18 protein-coding genes and 1 other RNA gene are annotated in these 17721 nt (G+C 71.5%); 6 read left to right on the top strand and 13 right to left on the bottom strand.

Annotated elements, in window-relative coordinates; genetic code table 11:
- Positions 1 to 2 precede the first annotated feature (2 nt).
- From rpiA to AC06FP_RS01030, 6 genes are all read right to left on the bottom strand, one after another.
- On the bottom strand, positions 3 to 650 hold the full coding sequence (gene rpiA / locus AC06FP_RS01055; protein WP_478074157.1) for a ribose-5-phosphate isomerase RpiA: 648 nt from the start codon (positions 648 to 650) through the stop codon (positions 3 to 5).
- A 105-nt stretch (positions 651 to 755) separates the two neighbouring features.
- A complete protein-coding gene (locus tag AC06FP_RS01050) occupies positions 756 to 1241 on the bottom strand; it encodes an EVE domain-containing protein (protein ID WP_478074156.1) in 486 nt (161 codons plus the stop codon).
- Positions 1238 to 1828, bottom strand: a complete 591-nt coding sequence (locus AC06FP_RS01045) for a 5-formyltetrahydrofolate cyclo-ligase (protein ID WP_478074155.1) — start codon at positions 1826 to 1828, stop codon at positions 1238 to 1240. Before AC06FP_RS01045 ends, AC06FP_RS01050 begins: the two co-directional genes overlap by 4 nt.
- A gap of 273 nt (positions 1829 to 2101) precedes the next feature.
- Positions 2102 to 2286, bottom strand: a non-coding RNA gene (gene ssrS, locus AC06FP_RS01040) — 6S RNA.
- Positions 2287 to 2372: 86 nt separating this feature from the next.
- The gene (locus AC06FP_RS01035; RefSeq protein ID WP_478074154.1) at positions 2373 to 2672 is read right to left on the bottom strand and encodes a cell division protein ZapA; all 300 of its coding nucleotides are present in this window, start codon (positions 2670 to 2672) and stop codon (positions 2373 to 2375) included.
- The gene (locus tag AC06FP_RS01030) at positions 2669 to 2890 is read right to left on the bottom strand and encodes a TIGR02449 family protein (RefSeq protein ID WP_104939479.1); all 222 of its coding nucleotides are present in this window, start codon (positions 2888 to 2890) and stop codon (positions 2669 to 2671) included. The genes AC06FP_RS01035 and AC06FP_RS01030 overlap by 4 nt, the downstream gene beginning before the upstream one ends.
- A 125-nt stretch (positions 2891 to 3015) precedes the next feature.
- Here AC06FP_RS01030 and AC06FP_RS01025 point away from each other — a divergent pair, with 125 nt between their 5' ends.
- From AC06FP_RS01025 to AC06FP_RS01015, 3 genes are all read left to right on the top strand, one after another.
- Positions 3016 to 3561 carry a YecA/YgfB family protein gene (locus AC06FP_RS01025; RefSeq protein WP_478074153.1) on the top strand — a complete coding sequence of 182 codons (546 nt, stop codon included), beginning with the start codon at positions 3016 to 3018 and terminating at the stop codon, positions 3559 to 3561.
- A 6-nt stretch (positions 3562 to 3567) separates the two neighbouring features.
- Positions 3568 to 4899 (top strand): Xaa-Pro aminopeptidase, encoded by a 1332-nt coding sequence (gene pepP, locus AC06FP_RS01020; protein ID WP_456116941.1) that lies wholly within the window; start codon positions 3568 to 3570, stop codon positions 4897 to 4899.
- 115 nt (positions 4900 to 5014) lie between these two features.
- Complete coding sequence (locus AC06FP_RS01015; RefSeq protein WP_478074152.1) at positions 5015 to 7000, top strand: MGH1-like glycoside hydrolase domain-containing protein; 1986 nt, start codon at positions 5015 to 5017, stop codon at positions 6998 to 7000.
- A 75-nt stretch (positions 7001 to 7075) separates the two neighbouring features.
- On the opposite strand, the gene pepQ is transcribed toward AC06FP_RS01015, so the two are convergent.
- From pepQ to rph, 7 genes are all read right to left on the bottom strand, one after another.
- On the bottom strand, positions 7076 to 8413 hold the full coding sequence (gene pepQ / locus AC06FP_RS01010; RefSeq protein ID WP_478074151.1) for a Xaa-Pro dipeptidase: 1338 nt from the start codon (positions 8411 to 8413) through the stop codon (positions 7076 to 7078).
- Between the two features lie 80 nt (positions 8414 to 8493).
- Positions 8494 to 8841 (bottom strand): PilZ domain-containing protein, encoded by a 348-nt coding sequence (locus AC06FP_RS01005; RefSeq protein ID WP_456116938.1) that lies wholly within the window; start codon positions 8839 to 8841, stop codon positions 8494 to 8496.
- Positions 8838 to 11318, bottom strand: a complete 2481-nt coding sequence (locus tag AC06FP_RS01000) for a DUF1631 domain-containing protein (RefSeq protein ID WP_478074150.1) — start codon at positions 11316 to 11318, stop codon at positions 8838 to 8840. Before AC06FP_RS01000 ends, AC06FP_RS01005 begins: the two co-directional genes overlap by 4 nt.
- Before the next feature lie 79 nt (positions 11319 to 11397).
- The gene (gene hemW, locus AC06FP_RS00995; protein ID WP_456116936.1) at positions 11398 to 12609 is read right to left on the bottom strand and encodes a radical SAM family heme chaperone HemW; all 1212 of its coding nucleotides are present in this window, start codon (positions 12607 to 12609) and stop codon (positions 11398 to 11400) included.
- Between the two features lie 7 nt (positions 12610 to 12616).
- A complete protein-coding gene (rdgB, locus tag AC06FP_RS00990; protein ID WP_478074149.1) occupies positions 12617 to 13216 on the bottom strand; it encodes an RdgB/HAM1 family non-canonical purine NTP pyrophosphatase in 600 nt (199 codons plus the stop codon).
- Positions 13213 to 13602 carry a VOC family protein gene (locus tag AC06FP_RS00985; protein ID WP_456116934.1) on the bottom strand — a complete coding sequence of 130 codons (390 nt, stop codon included), beginning with the start codon at positions 13600 to 13602 and terminating at the stop codon, positions 13213 to 13215. Before AC06FP_RS00985 ends, rdgB begins: the two co-directional genes overlap by 4 nt.
- Entirely contained in the window at positions 13599 to 14327 is a 729-nt protein-coding gene (gene rph / locus AC06FP_RS00980) for a ribonuclease PH (protein ID WP_456116933.1), read from the bottom strand. Before rph ends, AC06FP_RS00985 begins: the two co-directional genes overlap by 4 nt.
- A gap of 157 nt (positions 14328 to 14484) precedes the next feature.
- Here rph and AC06FP_RS00975 point away from each other — a divergent pair, with 157 nt between their 5' ends.
- The 3 genes from AC06FP_RS00975 (at position 14485) to gmk (ending at position 17562) form a co-directional block, all read left to right on the top strand.
- Positions 14485 to 15345: a YicC/YloC family endoribonuclease gene (locus AC06FP_RS00975; protein ID WP_478074148.1), complete on the top strand. Its 861-nt coding sequence runs from the start codon at positions 14485 to 14487 to the stop codon at positions 15343 to 15345.
- 239 nt (positions 15346 to 15584) lie between these two features.
- On the top strand, positions 15585 to 16850 hold the full coding sequence (locus AC06FP_RS00970; protein WP_478074147.1) for a serine hydrolase domain-containing protein: 1266 nt from the start codon (positions 15585 to 15587) through the stop codon (positions 16848 to 16850).
- A gap of 100 nt (positions 16851 to 16950) precedes the next feature.
- Positions 16951 to 17562: a guanylate kinase gene (gmk, locus tag AC06FP_RS00965; protein WP_456116930.1), complete on the top strand. Its 612-nt coding sequence runs from the start codon at positions 16951 to 16953 to the stop codon at positions 17560 to 17562.
- Positions 17563 to 17721 lie beyond the last annotated feature (159 nt).

Genomic DNA, 17721 nt, shown 5'->3' with positions numbered 1-17721 from the left:
GCTTACAGCACCTGCGGCGGTTCGCCGCCGACGATGACCACATCGGCCGGACGCCGCGCGAACAGGCCGACGGTGACCACGCCCGGGATCTGGTTGAGCTGCTGTTCCAGCTTCACCGGGTCGGTGATGGACAGGTTGTGCACGTCCAGGATCAGGTTGCCGTTGTCGGTGACCACGCCATCGCGCCACACCGGCTGGCCGCCGGTCAGCGCCAGGATCTCGCGCGCCACCAGGCTGCGCGCCATCGGGATCACTTCCACCGGCAGCGGGAACCTGCCCAGCACCTTGACCTGCTTGCTCGGATCGACGATGCAGACGAACTGCCTGCTGGCCTCGGCGATGATCTTCTCGCGGGTCAGCGCGGCGCCGCCGCCCTTGATCAGGTTCTTGTTACCGTCGCACTCGTCGGCGCCGTCCACGTACAGCGACAGGCCGCCGGTGTGGTTCAGGTCCAGCACCTCGATGCCGTGGCCCTTGAGCAGGGCGGTGCTCTGCTCGGAGCTGGAGACGGCGCCTTCGATCTGGTCCTTGATGCGCGCCAGCGCTTCGATGAAGTAGGCGACGGTGGAGCCGGTGCCGACCCCGACGATCATTCCCTTCTGGACGTATTCGATGGCTTTTTCGGCGGCCAGGCGCTTGGCTTCGGACATGGTGGGCTCGATGGTGGGATGAATGCGTTCGTGGGAGCGCACCTCAGGGCGCGCAAGGGCCTTGCCGGGAACGCCCGTCGCGCACAGAGGTGCGCGCGGGCGGCGTCAGGCCGGCTTCTTCTTTTCCAGCGCCAGCAGCAGCTTCCACTGCGCGGCGGTGACCGGGAACACCGACAGGCGGTTGCCCCTGGCGGTCAGCGGGAAGCCCTCGCCCAGTTCGTCGGCGTGGCGCTTGATCTCGTCCAGCGGGATCACCTGCGCCAGCTTGCGCTCGAAGGCCACGTCCACCAGGTACCAGCGCGGCTGTTCGCGGCTGGCCTTGGGGTCGTGGTAATCGGACTTCGGGTCGAACTGGGTGTCGTCCGGGTAGGCCTCGCTGGCCACCGTGGCGGTGCCGACGATGCCCGGCACCTTGGTATTGGAGTGGTAGAACAGGATGCCGTCGCCGACCTTCATGCCGTCGCGCATGAAATTGCGCGCCTGGTAGTTGCGCACGCCGTTCCACGGTTCGGTGCCCACGCGCTGCAGGTCGTCGATGGAAAAGGCGTCCGGTTCGGACTTCATCAGCCAGTAGCGCTTGCGGGCGGTCATGCGTGCGACGGTTCCGGGTAGAGAGTGGCCTGCTCGGTGCAGATGGCATCCACCGCCACGTCCCAGTCCTCGGCCGGCAGCGCCGGCACCTGCTGGGCGGCGAAGCCGGCGCCGACCAGCCACGGCGGCGCGCTCTGCCGCTGGCGGAAAGCGAAGCTGCGATCATACCAGCCGCCTCCCATGCCCAGCCGCCGGCCCTGCGGGTCGAAGCCGACCAGCGGCGCGACCACCAGCGTCATGTCCTGCGCGTGCAGGGTGCGTTCGGGATCGACGTCCGGCTCGGGGATGCCGTAGCGGTTGGTGCGCAGCGGCTGCCCGGGCCGCCACGGCGCGAAGCGCAGCAGGCGGCCGTGCAGCACCGGCAGGCAGTAGGTCTGGTGCGCGGGCAACTGCATCTGCCAGCGGTGCAGGGCGATCTCGCCGTCCATCGCCCAGTAGCCGGCCACCGGGCCGCCCACATCGGCGAAGGGCAGGGCGAGCAGCCGCGCGGCCAGCGCCTCGGCGGCGGCGATGCGCTCGGCGGCCGGAATGTCGCGGCGGCGCTGGCGCAGGTGTCGGCGGAGGTCCTGTCGATTGTCGGAAGTCATCGATGGTTCCGTGCAGGGAGCGTTCAAGCCCCTCTCCCGTCGGGAGAGGGGTTGGGGAGAGGGTACGGGCGAAGCCTCGTGCAATCGAATGTCACGAGGCTTCGCCCGTACCCTCATCCGGCGCTTCGCGCCACCTCGCTCCGCGCCCCGGCCCGGCGCAGCGCGCCGGGCGTTCAGGCGTGCGCGAACCAATGGTTCGCAAGCAACACGCCTTCACCCCGGAGGGAGAAGGGAAAAAGAAACGGCGCCTTGCGGCGCCGTTCCGGAATAATTGCATTCTCCGCCATGACGATGCGTGCGAAACGACCTTGAACCCGGGGTTCAAGTGGGGACGCTGGGGAACCATCGGGCTTCCCGCTGCAAGGCGGACCTGCACACCCGGTGCCGTCGCGCCCCCGTGGTCGTCATTAAGGGACAAGGCGAATGTTTGCACACGCCGTCGTTCACGGCAGAGAACGCGACGCCAGTATAGCCGTGTTGCGCGCGCGTGGCAGCCCGTGGAGGCAGCGCAGCCGGAACCGTCCGTCGGATGAATGCGGCGCGGTCAGCGGCTGTCGTCGATCGCGCCGTCCAGGCGGCGGTTGAGATCGTTCATCGCGGTCTGGAAGCGCTGCTGCTGCTGCGCCAGTTCATCGCGCATCAGGTGCAGTTCGTGCGCCAGGTTCAGCGCGGCCAATACCGCCACCCGGTCCACCGCGGCCATGCGGTTGTTGCCGCGGATCTCGCGCATGCGCGCATCGAGCATGCGCGCGGCGGCGGTGAGGCTGTCGCGCTCGGCCGGCTCCACGCCGACGGTGTATTCGCGGTCGAGGATGCGGACGCTGACCGGCTCGTTCTGGCTCACGTGTGCTGCTCCAGCGACTTGAGGCGGGTGATCATCGCTTCCACCCGCGAGCGCGCCTGCTCGTTCTTGGCCAGCAGCTGCGCGCGTTCGGCCACCAGCTGTTCCTGCTGCTGGCGCAGGCTGCGGTTCTCGTCGGCCAGGCGCTGGTTGCGCTCGAACAGCAGTTCGAGGCGGGCGGCCAGGGCCTGCAGCTGGGCGGCGGGGTCGAAGGAATCCATGCCCGGCACGATAGGCATGCGCGTCGGGGGTGGTCAAGATGGCGCGCACGGCGCCGTTGCTACACTGTGCAGCCGCCGCCGCGCGCCGCGCGGCGCGGGCCTTCCCGCTTCCAGACCCATGTGACATGACCGATCTTCCCGCCGTGAACGACATCCTCCAGGCCAGCCAGGCGCTGGACCTCGGGGCCACCCCGGCCGAACTCCACGGTGGACTGTGCGGCTGGCTGGCCGCCGGCGGCGCCGATCTGCCGGCCTGGCCGGCCAAAGTGCTGGCCGACGACAACCTGCCCGCGCCCGCACCGGGCAGCGCGCTCGACCGCCTGCGCGAAGCGGTGGTGGCGCAGCTGGAAGACCGCGATTTCGCCTTCGAACTGGTGCTGGCCGCGCCGGCGGCGACGCTGCAGGAACGCACCGACGCGCTGTTCGACTGGTGCCGCGCGTTCCTCGGCGGCTTCGGCCTGGCCGCGGGCAAGCGCCCGGCGCTGAGCGAGGAGGGCGAGGAAGCCCTGCAGGACCTGGCGCGGCTGGCGCAGGCTTCCAGTGATGAGTTCGACAGCGCCGACGAGGACGAGGACGCGCTGGCCGAGATCGAGGAATTCGTGCGCGTGGCGGTGCTGCTGCTGCACGGCGACTGCGTGATGGGCGCGCGTCACCGCCAGCGCCTGAACTGAGCCGCCATGCACACGCTGACCGGCATCGCCCCCGCCGAGTACGCGCACCGTCGCCGCCAGCTGATGGAGGCGGCCGGCGACGACGCCATCCTGGTGCTGCCGGCCGCGCCCGAGCGCGTGCGCAGCAACGACACCCACTACCCGTACCGGCAGGATTCGGACTTCTGGTACCTGTGCGGCTTTCCCGAACCGGAAGCGGTGCTGGTGCTGATCCCCGGCCGCCGCCATGGCGAGACGATCCTGTTCTGCCGCGAGCGCGATGCCGAGCGCGAAGCCTGGGACGGCCCGCGCGAAGGCCAGGAAGGCGCGGTGGCGCGCTACGGCATGGACGATGCCTATCCGATCGAGGACCTGGACGACATCCTGCCCGGCCTGCTCGAAGGCCGTTCGCGCGTCTACTACCACTTCGGCCGCGACGCCGATTTCGACCTCAAGCTGATCGGCTGGGTGAACCGGGTGCGCTCGCAGGTGCGCCACGGCGCGCAGCCGCCGCACGAGTTCCTGGAACTGGGCCACCTGCTGCACGAGCAGCGCCTGTTCAAGTCGCCGGCGGAGATCGCGCTGATGCAGCAGGCCGCCGACATCAGCGTGCGCGCGCACCGCGCGGCGATGCGCGCCGCGCGCGCCGGCATCCGCGAATACGAGCTGCAGGCCGAGCTGGAACGCGAGTTCCGCCGCCACGACGCGGTGCCGGCCTACAACAGCATCGTCGGCGCCGGCGCCAACGCCTGCGTGCTGCATTACCGCGCCAACGGCGGCGGCAGCCGCGACGGCGACCTGGTGCTGATCGACGCCGGCGCCGAGTACCGCGGCTATGCCAGCGACATCACCCGCACCTTCCCGGTCAACGGCCGCTTCAGCGCCGAGCAGCGCGCCCTGCACGACCTGGTGCTGGCCGCGCAGGCGGCGGCGCTGGAACAGGCGCAGCCGGGCATCGCCTACGAGGAAGGCCACCTGGCCGCGGTCGAGGTGCTCACCGAGGGCCTGCTGCGGCTGGGGCTGCTGAAGGGCGACCTGGAAGAGAACCTGATCGAAGGCCATTACAAGCGCTTCTACCGGCACAAGACCGGGCACTGGCTGGGCCTGGACGTGCACGACGTGGGCGACTACAAGCTGGCCGGCGAATCGCGGCTGCTGGAGGCGGGCATGGTGTTCACCATCGAGCCGGGCCTGTACGTGTCGCCGGACGACAGCAGCGTGGAGGCGCGCTGGCGCGGCATCGGCATCCGCATCGAGGACGACGTGCTGATCACCGGCGACGGCCACCGTGTGCTGACCGGTGCGCTGGAGCGCAGCGCCGAGGAGATCGAGGCCTTCATGGCGCGTGCGGAGCCATAGGGACTCGCGGGAGCGTCCTTCAGTGCGCGTCGGGCTTTTTCGGAGTGAGGCTTCACCGCACACAGAAGTGCGCTCCTGCAGAGCCTCGGCGCGGCCACGAATCAAGGAGACCCGGATGTCAGTGAATTTCCCCCTGCGCCTGCTGCTTGCCGCAATGCTGGCCTTCGCCTCGCACGCCGCGGCCGCCTCTTCCCATGCCGATCCCTACGCCGATGTGCTCGACCTGCACGGCACGCCGGCCAACGCCGCCGATCGCAGCTTCAACGTGTTCTTCGACGCCGGCGCCTGGCACGGCTACAGCCTGCCGGCGGCGGGTGACGCCGGCAGCGGCTTCTCCGGGCCGTTCGTGCACAGCCTCGGCGCCGGCCGCTGGGTCGGGCGGCGGATGGCGAAGGTGGAACTGAAGGACGCCGCCAGCGGCAGGCCGCTGGCGCTGCGCGAGGTCGCCAGCCACAGCCTGCCCGGCTGCCTGGAGCGGCGCTTCGAGGGCGAGGGCGTGCGCCTGCGGCAGGTGCTGTACTTCGCCGATGCGCGGCGCGCGCTGGTGCGCATCGAACTGGAGGCATCCACCGCGCGCGGGCTGGACGTCGCCGTGGAAGGCGAGTCGATGCCGGCGCCGGGCGATGCCGTCGCGCTGCGGGACGGTGCGCTGCTGCAGACCTTCGCCGGCAGCGGCGAAACCCTGCTGACCCGGCTGCACGCCACGGGCGGAGAGATGCGGCCGCGGCAGGAACGGCAGGGCTATCGCTTCGCCTCGGCCGCGCCGCTGCGATTGCAGCCCGGGCAGCCGCTGGCGCTGGTGCTGGAGCAGTCCCTGTTGCCCGAAGCGGGCGCCACCGTGCCGCGCCTTGTCGACGAACCGGCGCTGTGGCGGCGCAACCGCGCGCGCTGGGAGGGCTACCTGCAGGCGACCGCCGCCGCGCATGTCGAGGGCGTGGATGACGCGACCGCGCGCCGCATCGCGGTCAAGGCGGTCCAGACCCTGATCGGCAACTGGCGTTCGGCGCGTGGCGACCTGCGCCACGACGGCGTCATTCCCTCGTATTCGGCCGACTACTTCAACGGCTTCTGGGCCTGGGATTCGTGGAAGCATGCCGCCGCGCTGGCGTGGGTGGCGCCGGACCTGGCGCGCGACCAGATGCGCGCGATGTTCGACTTCCAGGCCGCCAACGGCATGGTCGCCGACAGCGTCTACCTGGACGCGAAGGAGAACAACTGGCGCAACACCAAGCCGCCGCTCGCGGCCTGGGCCACGCGGGAAATCCACCGCGCCACCGGCGATGCGGCCTTCGTCGCCGAGATGTACGACAGGCTGGTGCGCTACCACCGCTGGTGGTTCGCCGAGCGCGACCACGACCGCAACGGCCTGGCTGAATTCGGCGCCACCGACGGCACCCGCATCGCCGCGGCGTGGGAAAGCGGCATGGACAACGCGGTGCGCTTCGACGAGGCGAAGATGCTGGCCAACGGCGAGGGCGCGTGGTCGCTGGACCAGGAATCGGTGGACCTCAACGCCTACCTCTACCGCGAGAAACGCGATCTGGCCGAGCTGGCCGGCATCCTCGGCAGGACCGCCGAACGCGATGCATGGCGGCGCGAGGCCGAGGCGATGAAGCAGCGCATCGGCGCGCGGTTCTTCGACGCCGCCGCCGGCTGGTTCTTCGACGTGCGCCTGGGCACGGGCGAGCGCATCGGCGTGTTCGGGTCCGAGGGCTGGGCGCCGCTGTGGGCCGGCCTGGCCAGCGAAGCGCAGGCGCGGGCGGTGATCGCGACCATGCTCGACCCGAAGCGTTTCGCCACGCCGATGCCGCTGCCGACCCTGGCGGCCGACGATGCGCGCTTCTCGCCGATCAAGGGCTATTGGCGCGGGCCGCTGTGGCTGGACCAGGCGCGTTTCGGCGTCGAGGCGCTGCGCCGTTACGGCCGCGTGGCCAAGGCCGACGCGCTGAGCGCGCGCCTGCTGCTGGCCGCCGACGGGCTGGCCGCGCAGGCGCCGATGTACGAGAACTACGACCCGACCACCGGCAAGGGCTACCAGGCGCGCAACTTCAGCTGGTCGGCGGCGAGCTACCTGTGGCTGCTGGGCATCGGCCGCGAATGACGCATCCGCAGGCGCGCGCGGATATGCGCGCCCGCAGGGCAGGCGGGGCAGGCCCGGCCGCCACGAACGCTGGGCTCAGGCCGCGAACACCGGCCGGGTGAGGTTGTCGGCCTCGCCGTCGGTGCACAGCACCTCGTCCTCGATGCGGATGCCGCCGTAGGGACGGAAGAAATCCACCCGCTCCCAGTTCACGCTGGCGGCGTTGCCGGCCTGCTTCACCTCGTCCAGCAGCATGTCGATGAAGTACACGCCCGGTTCGATGGTCACCACCATGCCGGGCTCCAGCACACGGGTCATGCGCAGGTAGGGGTGGCCGGCCGGGCGTTCGATGCGGCCGCCGCGGTCGCTGGCGGCGAAGCCGGCCACGTCGTGCACCTGCGCGCCGATCAGGTGGCCGATGCCGTGCGGGAAGAACGCCGCGCTGACGCCGCTGGCCAGCGCCGCTTCCGGCGAGACGGTGATGACGCCGAAGTCCTTGAGGATGCCCATCAGCGCCAGGTGCGCATCGACGTGCAGCTGTTTGTAGTCGAAACCGCTGCGCACCGCCGCGCACAGCTTGCGCTGCGCCGCGTCCACCGCGTCGATCAGCGCCTGGAACTCGTCGTGGCCGGCGGCGGCATAGGTGCGGGTGATGTCGCTGGCATAGCCATACGCGGAGGCGCCGGCATCGATCAGGAAGCTGCGCGCCGGCTGTGGCGCGGCATGGCCCAGGTCGGTGTAGTGCAGCACCGCCGCATGCTCGTTGAGCGCAATGATGTTCCCGTAGGGCAGCTCGTTGCTGTCCTGGCCCACGGCGCTGCAGTAGGCCATGTGGATCGCGAACTCGCTGGCGCCGGCGCGGAACGCGGCTTCGGCGGCGCGGTGGCCGCGCACCGCGTGCACCTGCGCCTGGCGCATCAGCGCGATCTCATAGGGCGTCTTGAACGCGCGCTGGTACTCCAGGTAATCGATGACCGGCTGTGGGTTGTTGGGCACGAACTGCCTGCCGGACGCCTGGCCCAGCGCGCTCTGCGGCTCGCCGAGGATGGCGCAGCGCGCCGGGTCCTTCGGCAGCAGCGCCAGCGCTTCTTCCGGCGTGCGGATGACGTGGATATCGAAATGCGCGACCCACCAGCCGCTGGGCGCGGCCGGCACCGCGTGCCAGTAATCGTGCGGCTGGTGGTAGACCAGCTGCGGGCGGCGGCCGGGCGTGTATACCAGCCAGCTGTCGGGCAGGCGGGTCAGCGGCAGCCAGGTCTTGAACTGCGGGTTGACCGCGTAGGGATAGTCGCGGTCGTCGAACAACTGGTAATGCAGGCGGCCGCTGGGCACGACCAGGTGGTCGAAGCCGCCGCGGGCCAGGGCTTCGTCGGCGCGTTGGGCGAGCACGCGCAGGTGGTCGGAATACAGAGCGCCGGGGTCGGGCAGGTTCATCGTGGGGGCTCGCGGCAAGGCGGGAATCAGGCCACGATTCTGCCGCAATCGACGCCGCGCCGCTGTGCCGGTTCCGTCGCTCAGGACGCCGGAAGGCTCGATTCGATCCACTGCCGCAGGCGTTCGCGGTGGTCTTTTTCCAGGGTGAGGAAGCGGAAGCCGGCCCAGAAGTGGCCCGGCGCCTGCGCCGCCTCGCGCCACAGCAGGTGCACGCCGACGTCGACCGGCTGCTCGCCGCCGCGGCCATCGGGGACCGGGAAGCGCAGCTGGTAGAGCGCGTCCTCGTTGAGCGGTTCGGAGGCGATCAACAGCATGCCGGTTTCGGACACGTTGCCGAGCCGCCCGATCACGCCGGCGGTCATCATGTCGGTGACCGGCACCAGGGCCGGCACCTGCAGGCGCGGAGCGCGGCGGGTTTCGGGGATCATGCGGACTCCGGAGCGGCGTGGCCGCTGGCGAGCGAGCGCAGGGCGCGCACGGTGGCCTGCCAGGCGCGGTCGATCAGGCGGCCGCGGTCCTCGGTGACGATGCGCAGCTGGTCGCGCGCCATCAGCCGCGCCAGCGCGTCGAGCGAATGCTCGGCCATCTTCTGCCCGCGCTGGTTGACGAACAGCGCGTTGTCGGTGACCAGGCTGTACCAGGACAGGCGCAGGCGGCGGGTGTCGCCCTGTTGGTTGGTGGTGAATTCGAACCAGGTGCCGAACGGCAGCGTGCGCAGCTGGCGGTAATGGCCTTCCTCTGCCGGCGTGCGCCCGGGCGGGGGCGGCGCCTGCGGGTCGGCGCCGTCCTTGCCGTCGCCGCCGCCGAGCCGGGCGCGGGCCTTGAGCCGGGCGGCCAGTTCGGTGCGCGAAGTGATCTCGTCCTCGCCGCCGGGGGTGGACAGGCGGCGGGCGATGGCGCCGGCTTCGTCCGCGTGGTAGCCCACCTGCAGCAGCGATTCCTCGATCTGGCCCTGCAGCGCCGGGTCGGCCGCGCCGTCGGCGCTGGCGGTGATTTCGCCGATGCGGCGGGTGGCTTCCTGGCGCTGGCGCCATTCTTCCGAGTCCTCGCCCTGGCGCAGCAGGGTCAGGGTCAGCACGTCGCTCCAGGCTTCGTGCAGCAGGGTCTGCACGAACTTCGGCGGCGCCGCCGCGCGGCACAGCTGGCCGATGGTGCGGCCGGCCAGCTGCTTGGCCGCCTCCAGCCGCTCCTTGCCGCGCGCGGCCTCGATCTGCCGGCGTTCGGTGACCTCGGCCTTGCGTACCGCGGCCTGCAGGTGCGACTGCACCTGGCGGTTGGCGGCGGCGAACACGGCCTCGTCGCCCTGGTATTCGGCGACCACGCGGTCCACCGCTTCGCCCAGTTTCTGCAGCAGCGCCGGGTCGCCGTCGTCCTCGCCCAGCCACACCGCACCGGACTCGGCCACGGTGTTGAGCAGTTCGCGCGCCGGGTGCTGGTCGCGGACGAAGAACGCCTCGTCGCCGACGGCGGCGCGCGCCAGCGGCACCTGCAGGCGGTTGAGCAGGTCGCTGGCCGGACCGTCGGCGCGCACTTCGCGCTGGATCTGGCCGTAGAGCATGCCCAGCAGGTCCAGGGTGTTGCTGTCGCGGGGCGAGAGCGCGGCGCCGTCGCCGTGCTCGGCGCGCACCTGCGACAGCAGCGCTTTCTGGATGTCGCCGAAGCTGCGCCGGGTGCCTGCGGCCGCGCCCTGCGGCTGCAGGCGCGCGAGCACGTCCATCACCGCTTCGCTGGGAACGGCGCGCGCCGGCGCGGATGCCGTGGCGGCCTGCAGCGTGGCGGCCATGCCGGCCAGCTCGGCGACCGGGGCGGTTGCCGCGGGTGGGCCGCCGGCGGCCGCACGCGCCTGGCCGACGAGGGAGGGCAGGCTGGCGGGCACGCTGGCGGGCACGCTGGCGGGCGCCGCGCCGCCGCCAGGGCCGGCACCGGACTGCAACTGCTGCGCCAGCAGCTGGCGCGCGGCGTCGAGCAGTTCGTGCAGCGAGGCCATGCCGGCCGCCGTCGCGGGGGAGGCCGGGCCGTGCCCCGCGGCGGACGGCGTGGACGACGCCGGCGCGGCCGTGCCCTCCATCGCGGCATCCGCCCACGACGCCGCCGGCGCCTGCCCCTGCCACTGGGTCAGTGGCCGCGGCGCGGTGGCGGCCTGGCCTTCGCGCGCGGCACCCGCGGGCTGCACGCCGACGGTGCGACGCTGTCCTGCAGGCCGCGGCAGATAGGGGATATAGACCAGCCCGGGCAGCACGCCTTCGCGCGCCAGCAGGATGTTCAGCCGGTCCAGCAGTTCGACGTGCCGTTCCAGCGCCTGCCGTTCGAACACGTGGTAGAGCTGCCGCTGCGCCTCCAGGTTCAGGCCCAGCCGCTCGCCGCAGGCGCGCAGTATCCGGCACAGCCCGTGCGGCCCCACCGGCAGGCGTTCGGCATCGAACGCCGGCTGCGCGGCGAGCACCCCGAAGCGCTGCCCGAGCAGCTGCAGGTGCGACTGCGCGCGGTAGCTTTCGCGCCGCGCCATCTCGTGCAGCACGATGTCGCGGTCGATGTCGCTGTCGGTGACCAGGGTCATCGCCGGCTTCGCCGGGGCGGCCGCGCTGCCGGGCGCGGGCGGTTCGCGCAGCCGCGCCAGCGCGTCGGCCAGCGCGTCCAGGAACCCGCCGGGGAACTCGGCCGCATGCACACCCAACTGGCGGATCTGCGCGTAGGCGTCGGCCTGGACCTGGCTGTTGCGCGCCTTCTCGGCCAGGCCGAACAGCTCGCGTTCCAGCTGCATCATGGTCAGCTGCAGCGGCGGTGCCAGGACCTGCGCGGCGATGCCGTGGACGGCCTGCAGCAGGTGGCGGACGCGTTCGGGAAGCGGCGCGCCGGCAAGCCGCGCCAGCGCCTGGCTGGAGGAAGTTGCTGTGGTGCCTGACATCCGCTGTGCGTTCCGCCCCTGGTGGACGATTTCTATCATTTCGCCGGTGGCGCCGCTACTTGCGGGCCGGCCCGCCCGGTCAGGGCAGGAACAGTTCGACCACGTCGTTGGTGAAACGCCGCCCCAGCTCGGTGGGGACGATGCGCTCGCCCTCCTGCAGCAGCCAGCCGCGTTGCACCGCGGTGGCCAGCGCCGGCCGCAGCACGGCGCGGTCCAGGCCAGTGCGCGATTCGAAATCGCGCAGGCCGAAGCCCTCATGCAGGCGCAGCAGGTTGAGCATGTACTCGAACGGCAGGCGCGCGGCGTCGATCACGTCGTCGCCGCCGATCGCGGCCGGCGTGCCGGCGGCGTCCATGAACGCCTGCGGGTGCTTGTGCTTCCAGCGGCGCAGCACCTGCTGCTGCGCGCCGGAGCTGATCTTGCCGTGGGCGCCGGCGCCGATGCCCAGGTAATCGCCGAAGCGCCAGTAGTTGAGGTTGTGCGCGCACTGCCAGCCGTCGCGGGCATAGGCGCTGACCTCGTACTGGCCGTAGCCGGCCTGCGCCAGCAGCGCCTGGCAGTGCTCCTGGATGTCCCAGGCGCTGTCCTCGTCGGGAATGCCCTGCGGCGGCCGCGCGAAGAACACCGTGTTCGGCTCCAGCGTGAGCTGGTAATGCGAGATGTGCGTGGGGTCCAGCGCGAAGGCGCGCTCCAGGTCGTGCTCGGCCTGGGCCAGGGTCTGCTCCGGCAGCGCGTACATCAGGTCGATGTTGAAGTTGCGGTAGCCGGCGTCCTGCGCCAGCTTGACCGCGCGCTCGGCCTCGGCGCTGTCGTGGATGCGGCCCAGGCGCCGGAGCGCCTCGTCGTCGAAGGTCTGGATGCCGAAACTGATGCGGTTCACGCCGGCGGCGCGGTAGCGGTCGAAGCGGCCGTGCTCGGCGGTGCCGGGGTTGGTCTCCAGCGTCACTTCCAGGTTCGGCGCGAACCGCAGCCGCGCGCTGGCCTGCTGCAGGAAGCGGTCGATGGCCTCGGGCGGGAACAGGCTGGGCGTGCCGCCGCCGAAGAACACGCTGTTGACCACCCGCCCCCAGACCAGCGGCAGGTCCTGGTCGAGGTCGCGGATCAGCGCGTCCACGTAGGCATCGAACGGCAGCGCGCCCTTGCCGGCGTGCGAGTTGAAATCGCAGTACGGGCATTTGCGCACGCACCACGGCAGATGCACGTACAGCGACAGTGGTGGCGGGACCAGCTGCACCGTGCCGGCCGCGGCGCAGCCGCAGGTGTCGTCATGTACGTGGGAAGGCGCGCTCATCGCCGGCTCAGCGCGCCAGCTGGCTGGAAAGCCGCTGCAGCAGCAGGCGCAGCGCGATGGCGCGATGACTGCGCGCGTTCTTCTGCTCCGGCAGCATCTCCGCCGCGGTCAGGCCCAGTTCCTCGTCCAGGAACACCGGGTTGTAGCCGAAGCCGTGGCTGCCGCGCGGCGCGTCGATGATGCGGCCTTCCCAACTGCCTTCGCAGATCAGCGGCTGCGGGTCGTTGGCATGGCGCAGCAGCACGATCACGGCGTAGAAGCGCGCGCCGCGGCGCTCGGCCGGCACCTCGCGCAGCGCCTGGAGCAGCTTGGCGTTGTTGGCGGCATCGTCGGTGGGGCTGCCGGCGTAGCGCGCGCTGTACAGGCCGGGCGCGCCGTCGAGCGCATCGACGATCAGGCCCGAGTCGTCGGCCAGCGCCGGCAGACTGGTGACCGCGCAGGCGTGGCGCGCCTTGATCAGCGCGTTCTCGACGAAGGTCAGGCCGGTTTCCGGCACGTCGTCCACGCCCAGCTCGCGCTGCGGCACGATCTGCAGCGGCAGGCCGGCGAGCATGGCCTGCAGTTCCTTCAGTTTGCCGGCGTTGCCGCTGGCCAGTACCAGTTTCATTGCTTGGGCTCCAGCAGGTCCCAGGTGTTGCCGTACAGGTCGCGGAACACCGCGACGGTGGCATAGGGTTCCTCGCGCGGGGCTTCGAGGAACTCGACGCCCCGCGCGGTCATGGCGGCGTGATCGCGCCGGAAGTCATCGGTGTTCAGGAAGAAGCCCACGCGGCCGCCGGTCTGGTTGCCGATGCGGCTGCGTTGCTCCTCGTCGCTGGCACGGGCCAGCAGCAGGGCAGCGGCGTTGCCATCGGCCGGCCCGACCACCACCCAGCGCTTGCCGCCCTGGTCGATGTCCTCCAGCAGCTGGAAGCCCAGCCTGCTGGTGTACCAGGCGATGGCCTCGTCGTAGTCGGCCACCACCAGCGTGACCAGGGCGATGCGCCGGCTCATGCCTGGGCCAGTGCCGCCTGCTGCGCGGCGAACAGTTCGCCGATGCCCTTCTCGGCCAGCGCCAGCAGCGCGTCCAGTTCGTCGCGGCGGAAGGCATGGCCCTCGGCGGTGCCCTGCAGTTCGATGAAGCCGCCGCCGTCGTTCATGACGACGTTCATGTCGGTGTCGCAGTCGCTGTCCTCGGCGTAATCCAGGTCCAGCACCGGCACGCCCTTGTAAACGCCGACCGATACCGCGGCGACCGCGCCGAACACCGGGTTGCGCTTGATCTCGCCGCGCTTGAGCAGCGTGTTGACCGCATCCACCAGCGCCACGTAGGCGCCGGTGATGGCCGCGGTGCGGGTGCCGCCATCGGCCTGCAGCACGTCGCAGTCCAGGGTGATGGTGCGTTCGCCCAGCGCGTTGCGGTCGATGCAGGCGCGCAGGGTGCGGCCGATCAGGCGCTGGATCTCCAGCGTGCGCCCGCCCTGCTTGCCGCGGGCGGCTTCGCGGTCGGAGCGGGTGTGGGTGGAGCGCGGCAGCATGCCGTATTCGGCGGTGACCCAGCCCTCGCCCTTGCCGCGCAGGAACGCCGGCACGCGGTTCTCGACGCTGGCGGTACACAGCACGCGGGTATGGCCGAAGCTCACCAGCACCGAGCCTTCGGCATGGCGGGTGAAGCCGCGTTCGAGGGTGACGCTGCGCAGCTGGTCGGCCTGGCGGCCGCTGGGACGGGAAAAGGTCATGTGAAGTCCGGGTTGCGATGGCTTCCTTCTCCCTCCGGGAGAAGGTGCCCCGAAGGGGCGGATGAGGGTAAGGGCGCCGCCTCGTGGCAATGAGCTGTGTGCTGGGGAAAAGGGGTGCTAGGGTACCATTCGCCCTTTGCAACGCACCGGAAATCACATGATCCGAAGCATGACCGCCTATGCCGGCGGCGAACGCGCCACGCGCTGGGGCACCCTCGGCTGCGAGCTGCGCTCGGTCAACCATCGTTTCCTCGAAGTGGGGGTGCGGTTGCCGGAGGAACTGCGCGCGCTGGAGCCACAGCTGCGCGAGCGCGTGGCCGCGCGCATCAGCCGCGGCAAGCTGGACCTGGTGATGCGCCTGCGCGCGCCGGAAGCGGCGCCCACGCTGTCGGTGGACGAGGCGCTGGTGGAACAGCTGGGCGACCTGGCGCGGCGCCTGCACTCGCGGTTCCCGGACATGCGCATCGGCTTCACCGAACTGCTGGCCTACCCGGGCGTGCTGCGCGGCGAGGCGGTCGATGCCGCGGCGCTGCACGCCGAGGCGCTGGCGCTGCTGGACGAAACCGTCGACGGCTTCGTCGCCGCGCGCGAGCGCGAGGGCGCCAAGCTGACCGCGGCGATCAGCGAGCGGGTGGACGCGATCGAACGCATCGCCGGCGAGGTGCGCGACCTGATCCCCGCCATCCGCGAGGGCCAGCGCGCCAAGCTGGCCGCGCGCCTGGCCGACCTGCCGCACCCGGTCGACCCGGGCCGCGCCGAGCAGGAACTGGTGCTGTGGCTGCAGAAGCTCGACGTGGACGAGGAGCTCGACCGCCTGGGCAGCCACATCGGCGAGATCCGCCGCGTGCTGCGCCAGCGCGAACCGGTCGGCCGCCGCCTGGATTTCCTGCTGCAGGAGTTCAACCGCGAGGCCAACACGCTGGGCTCCAAGTCGGTGGACAGCCGCACCTCCAACGCCGCGGTCGAGCTGAAGGTGCTGATCGACCAGATCCGCGAGCAGGTGCAGAACCTGGAGTAGCGCCCGGGCGTGGCCTTTCTGCCGGCCAAGCCCGGCTGCGGTGCCCCCGGCGCGGCGGGCGAATCCCCCGGTCCTGATCCGCGGTGTCGCGGTGCGCGTCGGTTCCAGACCGGGCGGACGGCGGGCGCATGATCGACCGGCGCCGCCCTGCCGGGCAGGCGGCGCCCGCCGCAGGCGTTGCGCGGACGCGCCGGCAATCGCGTAGCCTCCACCATGACGACACTCGCCGGGGGGCATGCATGCAGGGAAGGGTTGCCAAGCCGATATGCCGGCGCAGGTTCCTGGCCACGGCCGCGTCCTGCGCCTCGCTCGCGCTGCTGCCGGCCCCGGCGTGGCCGGCGGCCGCGCCGGGGCGCGACGACCGCCCATGGATTCCCTCCGATGCCTTCCTGGCCGCACTGCCGGAATGGATGCGCGCGTTCGGCGTGCCCGGCGTCGCCATCGCGGTGGTGGAGCGGGGTGAACTGGCCTGGCACCGCGGCTTCGGCGTGGCCGACGTGGAAAGCGGCGCGCCGGTGGACGCGGACAGCGTGTTCGAGTGCGCTTCGCTGAGCAAGCCGGTGTTCGCCTACCTGGTCCTGCAGCTGGTCGAGGCCGGCGTGCTGCAGCTCGACCGCGCGCTGGTGGACTACCACCGCCCCGACTTCCTGGCCGCCGACGACCCCCGGCTGGAGCGGATCAGCGTGCGCGACGTCCTGCGCCACAGCAGCGGCCTGCCGGGCTGGCGGGCGCACCCCGACCGTGAACCCCTGCGCACGATCACCGAGCCCGGGCAGCGCGTGGACTATTCGGGCGAGGCCTTCTTCTGGCTGCAGCGGGTGGTGGAGACCGCCACCGGCCAGAGCCTGGACCAACTGGCGCGCCGGCGCCTGTTCGAGCCGGCCGGCATGCGCGGCAGCACCTACACCTGGAACGCGCACGCCGCGCGCCATTCGGTGACCGGCGTGCCCGCGCCCGGCGCGCAACCGGTGGTGCAGACCTTCGGCGCGCAATGGCCGCTGCTGCAGCCCCTGGCCGAGGCGCAGGGCAAGCCGCTGTCGGCCTGGACCTGGGACGATGCGGTGCGTGCCCTGCCGCAGGCGCGTGCCGCCGCGCCCGAGGGCATGTTCGTGTGGCCGGGCGACCTGCTCGCCAACGCCGCCGCCAGCCTGCGCGGGCCGGTGCAGGACTATGCGCGCTTCATCGCCCACGTCATGCGCCGCGAACCGCGTCAGCACTGGGAGATCGGCGAGGCGACCCGGCAGGCGATGCTGACGCCGCAGCTGGCGGTGCGGCCGGGCTGGCTGGACAAGGGCCTGGGCTGGAACCTGGAGCGCGTGGACGCGGATACGCGCTGGTTCTTCCATGGCGGCTCCAATGCCGGCCGCTACAAGACCTTCGCGGTGGGCGACCCGCAGCGCCGCCGCGGCCTGGTGGTGATGACCAGCGGCGGCGGTGGCACCGGCGTCTACCAGCGCATCGTGCGCGCGGCGACCGGCCGCGACATGCTGGCCTTCGACCTGTGATCCGGCCCCGGCGCGCCCACCCGGCGGCGCCGGCATTTGCAGCGGCGGCCCCGGCTGGTTATCGTGCGCCGCCCGAACCATCGACCCGGAGATCCGCGCGATGCGTGGCACCCTCTTTATCGTCGCGGCACCCTCCGGCGCCGGCAAAAGCAGCATCGTCAACGCCACCCTGGCGCGCGATGCGCAGATCGCGCTGTCCATTTCCTTCACCTCGCGGGCGATGCGCCCGGGCGAGGAGAACGGCCGGCACTACCACTTCGTCAGCGCCGGCGAGTTCGAGCGCATGATCGCCGCCGGCGATTTCTTCGAGCACGCCCGCGTGCACGGCGACTGGAAGGGCACCGCGCGGCAGTCGGTGGAGCCGCAGCTGGCCGCCGGCAAGGACGTGCTGCTGGAAATCGACTGGCAGGGCGCGCGCCAGGTGCGGCAGAAGGTGCCGGACGCGGTCAGCGTCTTCATCCTGCCGCCGTCCAGGCAGGCGCTGGACGACCGCATGCGCAAGCGCGGCCAGGACAGCGAGGCGGTGATGGCGCAGCGGCTGGCCGCCGCGCGCGAGGAAATGCTGCATTACGACGAATTCGACTACGTCATCGTCAACGAGGTGTTCGACACCGCGGTGGACGAAATGTGCGCCATCTTCACCGCCAGCCGCCTGCGCCGGGCGCAGCAGCAGATCCGCCACGACGGCCTGATCCGCTCGCTGCTGGACTGAGGCGGGCGGCCCTGCGCCCGGCCCCGGCCGGGTATCGAGAGCGGGCGATGGCCGGTTCGGGAGCGGGGTTTGGACGGCAACTTGTTGATTCCAAAGGACGGGGGTGCGCGGCGATTTGAATCCGCCGGCGTCCGCCTGTACAATCCGCGACCTTTCCCT

Source organism: Stenotrophomonas sp. Steno-Z2, from assembly GCF_056393235.1.
The sequence above is the reverse complement of the archived record's forward strand: the minus strand, read 5'-3'. Positions and strand labels throughout refer to the sequence as shown.